This is a genomic window from Levilactobacillus cerevisiae, from assembly GCF_003946245.1.
In the GTDB taxonomy this organism is placed as follows: domain Bacteria; phylum Bacillota; class Bacilli; order Lactobacillales; family Lactobacillaceae; genus Levilactobacillus; species Levilactobacillus cerevisiae.
Genome location: NZ_RHNN01000010.1, coordinates 125949 through 135089 on the forward strand (window position 1 = coordinate 125949; position 9141 = coordinate 135089).

Annotated in this window: 6 protein-coding genes and 1 tRNA gene; 5 read left to right on the top strand and 2 right to left on the bottom strand. The window is 48.9% G+C overall.

Going from position 1 to position 9141, the window contains the following annotated elements:
* Positions 1-30 precede the first annotated feature (30 nt).
* On the top strand, positions 31-663 hold the full coding sequence (locus tag EKM99_RS06680; protein WP_125582121.1) for a pentapeptide repeat-containing protein: 633 nt from the start codon (positions 31-33) through the stop codon (positions 661-663).
* Here the strand turns inward: EKM99_RS06680 and EKM99_RS06685 are convergent.
* Positions 655-1641: a LacI family DNA-binding transcriptional regulator gene (locus EKM99_RS06685; RefSeq protein ID WP_367377159.1), complete on the bottom strand. Its 987-nt coding sequence runs from the start codon at positions 1639-1641 to the stop codon at positions 655-657. The two genes, EKM99_RS06680 and EKM99_RS06685, sit on opposite strands and share 9 nt — an antisense overlap.
* A 246-nt stretch (positions 1642-1887) precedes the next feature.
* Here EKM99_RS06685 and EKM99_RS06690 point away from each other — a divergent pair.
* The 4 genes from EKM99_RS06690 (at position 1888) to EKM99_RS06705 (ending at position 5605) form a co-directional block, all read left to right on the top strand.
* Positions 1888-1959: transfer RNA gene (locus EKM99_RS06690), tRNA-Gln, on the top strand.
* A 122-nt stretch (positions 1960-2081) separates the two neighbouring features.
* Entirely contained in the window at positions 2082-3014 is a 933-nt protein-coding gene (gene rihA, locus EKM99_RS06695) for a pyrimidine-specific ribonucleoside hydrolase RihA (RefSeq protein ID WP_125582125.1), read from the top strand.
* A gap of 117 nt (positions 3015-3131) precedes the next feature.
* The gene (locus EKM99_RS06700) at positions 3132-3797 is read left to right on the top strand and encodes a YoaK family protein (protein WP_225419806.1); all 666 of its coding nucleotides are present in this window, start codon (positions 3132-3134) and stop codon (positions 3795-3797) included.
* Between the two features lie 923 nt (positions 3798-4720).
* Positions 4721-5605, top strand: a complete 885-nt coding sequence (locus EKM99_RS06705) for a hypothetical protein (RefSeq protein ID WP_125582129.1) — start codon at positions 4721-4723, stop codon at positions 5603-5605.
* A 1164-nt stretch (positions 5606-6769) separates the two neighbouring features.
* Here the strand turns inward: EKM99_RS06705 and EKM99_RS06710 are convergent.
* Positions 6770-8500: an aryl-sulfate sulfotransferase gene (locus EKM99_RS06710; protein WP_164511545.1), complete on the bottom strand. Its 1731-nt coding sequence runs from the start codon at positions 8498-8500 to the stop codon at positions 6770-6772.
* Positions 8501-9141: the final 641 nt, after the last annotated feature.

A 9141-nucleotide genomic window follows, 5' to 3' on the forward strand; every position in this document is an offset into this window, starting at 1 on the left:
ACTGGGAACATACCAAGGAGCTGAAACGAAATGAATACACCCAGAATCCCACTAGAAACGCTGGAACAACGCGATTTCATGTCCATTAAGCAGGACGAGGACCATCTGCTGGCCCAAGCGGAACTGAAACAAGAAACCATCATGGAACAGATCTTGGAACACCCGCTCATTGATCAGTCGACCCTGACCAGTATGACCTTCATTGGCGACAGCTTTAGCCGGCTGGAACTAACGGATGTCATCCTGAAAAATTGTACGCTGGCGAATTGCGATTTTGAAGGGGCTAGTGTGTTTCGGGTGACCCTAGAGAATTGCAAATTAGTCGGGACCACGTTTGATCATGCCGTCCTCAAAGAGGTGACGTTCCAGGATTGTGACCTCTCACTGACCAATTTCAATGAGGCGAAGATGAGCGACGTTGACCTCGTTGGCAGCAAAATGGCGGAACTCAATTGCATGGGCAGCACGCTTAAAAAGTTCCACGTGATTGACTGCAATCTCAACGAAGCCGATTTCGCCGATACCCCGCTGAAACAGATCGACCTCAGCACTTGCCAATTCGACAGCCTCCGCGTCACGGAACGTGAACTCCGGGGCTGTCGCCTGAACGAGACCCAGGCCGCTTACTTTGCCCAACAATTTCTGGGCGTCGACCTAGCGTGAAATGGTCGTGGTGGACAACCGAATTTCCCGGGGCAACAGGTCGGGGTCTTCAATCTTAGCCACCAAGCGGTCAATGGCCGTCTGGCCCAGTTCACCAATCGGTTGGCGGGCCGTCACGATGGGCTGGGGTAAAAAGTCAAACCAATCCTGATCGTCGAAGCCCCCTAGTTGGAGCTGGGGAAGCTGGAGGTCCGGTAATTTGCGCAAGACCTCTTCCATAATCGTGTTGTCGGCCACAAATAAGCCATCACATTTTTGATTCACGAGTAGTTGCCGGGTCATCTGCTGGACGTTGCTGTTGTCCGTGCGCGCGGTGGCTTCAATGGCGGCCTCGGGTTCCATGCCCGCCGCGGTCAGTGCGCGTTGGTAGCCCGTCAACCGTTCGTGGGCGGTAAAGGAGACCGCGCTATTAATAATCCCGACGCGGTGCGCACCCTGATCAATCAGGCGAGCCACGATTGCCTGGGCGCCCTGGACGTTGTCGACCAATACCCGATCGTAAGGCGTTTCCTGCGTGGCGGGTGGCATCCGGTCAACGAAAACGGCCGGCGTCGTGCTTAAAATGGCGGCGTAATCGGTGGGGCCACCGGCGCTGGTAATGATAATGCCATCGACCTGTTTTTCCAATAAAAGGTTGAGTGCGCTGGCTTCCTTGGCCAAGTTTTCGTCCGTGTTGACCAGCACCACGTCGTAGCCCACCCGGGAGGCGGCGTCTTCAATGGCCCGGCTTAGGTGGGTGAAGAACGCATTGAGAATGTCGGGGATGATGACACCCAACGTGTGTGTTTGCTGGACGCGAATGCTGCGCGCAAGGCCGTTCGGGTGATAGCCTAGATTGCGCGCGATGTTTTGAATTTTCTGGCGGGTATCGCGCTTGACCCGGGGATTGTCGCTGAGCGCGCGCGAAACCGTAGCGACCGAGACCCCAGCCGCCTTGGCCACATCTTTAATGGTGATTTTTCCTGTCAAATGGGTCACCTCATTCTTGGTTGTTCCAGTTGGAACGGGTGGAACACGGCCGTTGAAACGCCAGTGAGAAAAACCACTGAACACGACAACTAGGTTGCACCACCAACCAATGGAACACCCTATCTACGGTAATGTTAGCGGTTTACTGCCGGGGACGCAACCGTTCTTATGTTAAAAAAATTAAAAAAAGACTTGCGTTCCACCCCCATTTGATGATAAAATTTATTCCTGTTGGGTCAGTAATGACTTAATTCTTGGGCTATAGCCAAGCGGTAAGGCAACAGGTTTTGATCCTGTCATGCGCTGGTTCGATCCCAGCTAGCCCAATTAGAAGTATGTGGATTCTCGTCGATTGCGTAGGCAATGGCGAGAATTTTTTTAGTCTCGGTAGAAAGCGCTCTCATTTTCGTTTAGAATAAAGGTATCACTTAGAAATAGGAGCTGAAACCATGACAAAAATTATCTTAGACTGCGACCCCGGCCACGACGACGCCCTCGCCATGATGCTGGCAATCGCCAACCCCGAGATTGACCTGTTGGCCGTCACCACGTCAGCCGGCAACCAGACGCCAGAGAAGACGTTGAACAACGCGATGCGCTTACTGACACTGATGCACCACCAAGAGATTCCGGTCGCTGGGGGCAACCGCACGCCTCTCCTGAAGCCACTGGAAACGGCCGGCAACGTTCACGGCAAGAGCGGGCTGGATGGCGCCGAACTGCCCGACCCAGATTTCAAAGTTCAGGATTTAACGGCAATTGAACTGATGGCCCAAACGTTGCGGAACAGCGCGACGCCCGTCACCATGGTCGTCACCGGGCCAATGACCAATCTGGCGCTGTTCCTGCGCGTCTATCCGGAATTAAAGAGCAAGATTGATCGCATCGTCTTCATGGGCGGCGCCATGGGGCTGGGCAATTGGACGCCGTCGGTCGAATTCAACATTTACGTGGACCCGGAAGCGGCTAAAATCGTGCTCAACGCCGGTATTCCGCTGACAATGGCGCCTTTAAACGTGACCCACAAGGCGCAGATCCTCAAGCCAGAAATTGCCGCGGTTGGTCAAATCGACAATCCGGTTGCGCACGCCTTTTACGGCCTCTTGAACTTCTTTGAACTGTACCACGAGAATCCTAAATGGGGCTTTAAAGGCGCGCCACTGCACGACCCGTGTACGGTTGCCTGGCTGTTGCATCCCGAGATGTTCCAGAGTGAACTGATGAACGTGGATGTTGAAACACAAGGCGAACTGGTTCGCGGTGAAACGGTTTGTGATTACTACGAATTGACCGGCAAGCCCAAGAACACCCAGGTGCTTTTAGACCTGGACCGGGAAGCGTTTATTCAGCTGATTTTGACCTCTTTAGAAACATTTAAATAGCCGCGAAAGTCCTTGTCCCACCTACCATGGTTAATCATTGGGGGTGGGATTTTGTTGTGCCCTTGGAAATTCTTAAACAATTTCATTTATACTGAAAAGACGAATTTTTACGTAGAGGTGAACACATTGAGACAGAAGGCTTTTCGAGCTCGTGACGAGCTATTGTTGGGGAGTGGATTGACCGTGATTGCCGGGGCGCTCGACGCGTACGCTTACCTGGAACACGGGGCGGTCTTTGCCGGTTTGCAGGCGGGAAACTTGGTTCTCTTGGGCATCAACTTTGGCCAGCTGCAACTGGCGGAAATGGGGCGCTACTTAACGGCGTTGCTGGCATTTGTCATTGGAATTGGACTGAGCAGAGGCCTTCAGCGCTACCTAGAAAAACGCCAGCGAGACAATCAAAATGTGGGGCTCTGGGCAACGTTTGGTCTCCTGATCATCGTGCTAGCAACAACCGGCGTGGTCCCAGACTGGGTAGCGACCGCGCTGTTGTCCCTGACGGCGGCAGTGGAACTCCAGTTGTTCCAGGAGACAATGGGCCTGGAAACGGTCCTAAGCGTCACGGCAACCCTGCTAAATGGAACCCGGCTAAAGGACCGAGAAGCCCGTCAAAAAGCCTTAGACGCGCTAACAACGGTCGGCAGCTTCGTCCTAGGCGCAGTCCTAGTGGCGGCCTTCAGTAAGCTGCTGGCGGGCTACACGGTACTGGTGCCAATCCTGGTAGTGGCCGGCCTCATTTTCTGGCAATACGAGCAAAATCACCGGCGTAAGTGGAAGCATTAGGACTTGAAGTAATTAGATAGGAGCACCCCAGAGAACGGTTATCATTAGTTCTCTGGGGTATTTTAGGATGATGCACTTAATATGCAATCGGTTTCCACCCATTACCAGTTCTGCACGACTTATCGGTATTAGATATACTTCCCTCAGGAGTAATAGAGAAAAGAATAATTACGATACATTATGGGGAATGAAGTCTATCCGAGACTTGAATGATTTTTGAGCTATTTTTTTGCAATCACGTTGCTAAAAGTTTTTGCGTCGTCATGAATGACAAATTCCGATTTTGAGATCTTTCCTAGCTATGTAACGATAATGTCCTCGTCTTGGCTGAGCATTAAGTCTGCTTTTCAATTCATAGATAGTGGATTTCTTAATAACAGTCTCTAAGTTTTCAATCAGCATCACTGTGACGATGGATCTCCTATCTACGATTAGACGGAAAATTTAATGATTTCGTAATGGTAATATTTATTTAATAATATTAACGTTTTACCTATTGACAAGGTTTTCTTGGTTCGGTATTCTATTTCTTATAGCTGTCAATCCCAAAATACAGATTTGAGGTGAATGCTATAGAAAAAAAGTTTATGTATTTATGTACCATGATTCTAACGATTTTCTTTATTTTCCGTATTGGCAGGTTTTTCTCCAATATGATTTTCAGCAATGATTCGGGAGTATCAGTGCTGATCAGCTTGTTCATATTATTAGTATCGGCGATAGCCATCTTTGAGACAACTAGATTTTTTCTAATTAAGATTTTTTCAAAAAAGCATAAGGGAGAATAGTCCATGAAGAAAAAGTTAATGTTGTCAGTACTCGTATTAGGAGTTTTGGCAACCAGCGTGGTTCCAAGCGTTGCAAATGCAGCAGAAGTAGGAGCACCTGATTAAAATCAGGAAGTACTGACAAGAGGTATACCTGTGTGGGCAAAAGTAGCATGGAAGATTACCAAGAAAGTTAGCAATGGCCTTTACAATATCTCTCCGGAGATAACCACGAGTAAATACGGTGTAACAACTTCACCTGGCTCTATCGAATTTAATGGGAAAAAGTATGGCACATCAGCGTCGCACGATATCCAATCCGCCTCTACGAAGCATTCGGTGGCTTTCTACGCGATGGCTAATGCCTTTCTTTGGGGAACCAACTATTCTTTAATCGTTATCAATCCGCATGGCAATAAGACAATCAATACAAGCGTTAAGCCAGGTGTTTATCGTGGATTTAAATTTGGTCTTACTGGGAAATACGTGGCTCATTTTATTTTAAATAACAAAGTCAAGATGGCACCGTATATCGCTTATCGGAATGATGATGCGAATAGCGGTCTCGGTACTCATGGCTTAATTAATGGTTTTCATGGTCATTATGACCGTCCACAACTTGATTCTGAGGTTAATGGTGGTCAAAGTGCCTTTACAACTGGGTATGGTGATCTTAATCGTCCGTCATGGCGTGATAAGTTTACGATGCCTAGTTCAGAACACATCTCAGTTGCAGATTTAGTTACTGAGGTACAAGATGGTGAACAACCTGTATTCTCAACAAAACATTACTTGGCGGGGGACATGATTCATATTAAGGACACTGTGGATCAAGTCATTTATAATGCTGAAATAAATGAAACCAGTTTAACCTTTGCAAGTGGCACTAAAGATAGTACACCAATGCGTTATCATGGTGATTTGCGTTTTAAATTGAAGTCGGGTGATGAATTTGCACAAGATATGAGTGTTGAACAACTTGGAGATAATCCTGAGTTCCGTTTGCCCGACTACTTGAAAGTACCTTGTAGATCACGATAGTCATGCACCAGAATATAAAGTATTAGCTATGCATGCCAGTGATAAAGAGGATAAAACAATCTGATTTTTTTCTGATAAGTTCCTGAATTATTCATCGCAAGCTAGAAAGTCTCAACTGGCCCTTTACGGCTCCGAGATTTTCTAGCTTTTTGGTTGAACCCATCGGGTACGACCAAAAAAGGTTAAAAAAACCTCCCCAGTCATGAGTGTTCACAAGGAAAATTCAAGTGAGGCATCAGTACGATGCTACCGCAAACGTCAGCCGGAAAGGCAATCAAAATGGATTCAGCCGTGGGATTTTCTGAGTACAGGTCTCAGAAAATAGTGCCTTTGAGGCTCAAAGCAAGGTTAGAGACCGTTCTGTGGCTCTGACCATCCTTCCCCAAATTAAAGACAAAATAAAAACCACCTCAAATCCAAGTGAAATGGATTCGAAAGTGGTTCATGAATGATTCAACGTTCAGTTTCCATCGACCTAAGCTAATTGGTGCCATAACGTAGTCGGAGGAGGTCAGGGGGTGCTGTACTGTGAAAGTGGCGTTAGACCGGTGCTCTGCCGGCCTTACACCACGGGCCGTGTTGGAAGACTCACGATTTGGGTAAAGGAACAGAATGTGTAAACAAAAACACCCATAACCTTAAAGTACAGTCATGAGTGTTCACAAGTAAAATTCAAGTGAGGCATCAGTACGATGCTACCGCAAATGTCAGCCGGAAAGGCAATCAAAATGGGCTCAGCCGTGGGATTTTCTGAATGGACTTTTCAGAAAATGGTGTCTTTGAGACTCGGTTCATGAGGCTCAAGGCAAGGTTAGAGACCGCTTTTTGGCTCTGACCGTCCTTCCCAAAATTAAAGACAAAATAAAAAACCACTATCAAACCCAAGTGAAATGGATTCGATAGTGGTTCATGAATGACACAACGTTCAGTCTCCATCGGCCTAAGCTAATTGTTGCCATAACGTAGTCGGAGGAGGTCAGGGGGTGCTGTACTGTGAAAGTGGCGTTAGACCGGTGCTCTGCCGGCCTTACACCACGGGTCGCGTTGGAAGACTCACGATTTAGGTGAGGCTTTCAACCGCCGCTAGAGACCGTCCTTTGGCTCTAGCGGGTTGCCCCACAGTTCGGCACCCCCTGACAGCCGCAGGCGAAGTGGTACAACCAATTAGCGTGTAGCGTCGAACTGGTAGCTGGAGCTGTAGAATGGCACGCGGTAGGCCCGGTAAGCATAAGCCTTAGCCGCCGCACTCTTCATCGTCACGTTAAAGACCTGCTTGCCAGACTTGGTCACTTCAATCACGTTACTTTCGGTCCCGTTATTCTTGTACCCAAAGTCAATCAGGGTATTGCCGTTGGCTTCGCGTTCGGCGTAACCGATCACGTAGGTGAAGTTGGTCTTGCCTAAGGATTTACCGTAGGACCAGGTCGACTTAATCGTCATGTTCTTCTGGTTCACGTGGTATTCAACGGCCTGTGAGTACTTGCCAGAGGTGCTCTTATTCCCGTTGGTAACAGAAATGTTGTTGTCGTACAGCAGGAAGTTTTCGCTGTTGGCAGAGTTACTGCCGCCGTTGTTCAGGAGGTACAACCCGTGTTGGCCACCGGTAACAACCGTGCCCTTATCCGCCTTCAACAGGTACTTGCGGTACGCTTTAGGCCAAGTGGATTTCTTCTTACCGGAGTAGATCCACTTGATGTGGTTGGTCTTATAATCCAGCTTCATGATCATGTCTTGGTTCCGGCTAGAAATGACGATCGACTTGTCATTCTTGTCGTAGTCCACGGCGTTTTGATGGAGCCAGTCAATCTTCCCGTCGGCACCCTTCGCAAATTTCTTGTACATCGACGCCGGCAATAATTTCTTCATGTCGATGACCTTCACGATTTTCCCGGTCTTGTGGGAAACCTCAATCATGGTGTCTTCCTTGTACTTGGACCCGTCGGAAACGGTGGCCAGGAAGTTGTGGTTGGGCAGCTCAACGAGATCATGGTGAATGACGGTCGTCTCGGTATTGGCCTTAGCCGCAGCCTTGCTGACACTGGCGCTATCGGAGCTGCTGGTGTTAGAGGCAAAACTGTATTCTTTATAAACGCGGCCGAGATAATCGGTTTCAATTAAATCGTTATAAACGTCGGAGTTCACGTCGGTCTTCGACAGCATCATGATGTGGCCACCCGTCCACTGTTCAATCGTGTGTTGAGAGTAGTCGGTGCTGTACCAACGCACGGCGCCGTCAGCGTCGATGGCGAAGGGTTCCTTGGTCGTTCGGTTCATGATGGTCAGCTTGTTCTTGCCAATTTCCATCTTGGACTTGTTGACGTTCTTGGTGGTAATGGTGGCGTCCTTAATGTAGGTTGGCAGGGCACCAGTCTTCATTTTCAACGTCTTGGTCGTGGTCTTGCCAGCCTTGGTGGTGGCCGTGATCTTCACCGTGTTGGTGTAAGCCGCGTACAGCCCAACGACTGGGACCTGGTGGGTCGTGGTGTAACCCCCCTTAACGGTGTTGGTGATTGACGTTTTGTCCGTCTTGCCGACCACCGTGTAGCTAATTTTTTCAGCCGTACTGCTCTTAAATGTGACCAGGGCAGTCAGCGGCGAGGTCTTGTACGGATTTACTTTGACGTACGGGCTGGTCAGCGTGTATTTACTATTCTCCGCTGCCGCCTTGTAAGTTGCGGTCAAACTTTTCTGACTGTCTTGACGGGTCGTGATGATCTTGGTGTCCAGGTTCTTTTTGATCTGAGCCGTCGAGAGGACTGCCTTGTTGTTCTTAATGGCGTAACTCGATGCGGCGCTCTTTGATGAGGAACAACCGGCTAAGCCGACTGTCAGAATCGCCAGGGAGGCAACGGCAAGCGTTACGACCCGGGGGTGTTTGAATTGCAAATGAGCCATCTCCTTCTAAAATATGTCAAAAAAGGGGGGACTGGTCATTTAGACCAATCGCCCCCAATCGTTATGTAACACTTACAATATACGCCAGATATAAATTTGTTATGTAAATAAATTCCGAACTTTGTGTGAACATCCTGTGAATACCGTCAATTTTACTCGGGGAAAATCCCATTAGAACGGGCTTGATTGACAAAAATTGCCACCTGCGGCTGCCAGAGATTCCGGCGTCTATGGGGACCGCCTGCGGCCTGAGGGGCGGTCCTCCGGCTCGGTTTGAAGCCTGGCATAAACCGTCAGTCTCCAAACGCGTCCCACGCTGTAAGCTGAGAAATCTCAGCTAACACCGTCGACACAGCTGCCTCCATCTCTGGCCTCCTCCGGTTACGATTGTTTTTCACCGTGACATTGGTATGTACATCGCTGGATTGACGGCGTTCGTCCGCGATAATTGGCCACAGTCTATGTAGGCGTGAGTGAGCCAAATTTAGGCTCAGCCGTGGGATTTGGTCCGCCGACTTTACGTTGCCGAAACGTGTGTCAGATGGCAACTGACTCCGCTTAACAGGGTCTCTGTCAAATCGTATTGGTGGAGATTTTGAACGGCACATTCACTTCGGTGAATGTGCTTTTTGTTTACTCAT

Excerpts from the sequence above, each read along its gene's own strand:
- rihA (WP_125582125.1), top strand. The coding sequence starts at position 2,082 with ATGACAAAAATTATCTTAGACTGCGACCCCGGCCACGACGACGCCCTC.
- EKM99_RS06710 (WP_164511545.1), bottom strand. The coding sequence starts at position 8,500 with ATGGCTCATTTGCAATTCAAACACCCCCGGGTCGTAACGCTTGCCGTT.
- EKM99_RS06680 (WP_125582121.1), top strand. The coding sequence starts at position 31 with ATGAATACACCCAGAATCCCACTAGAAACGCTGGAACAACGCGATTTC.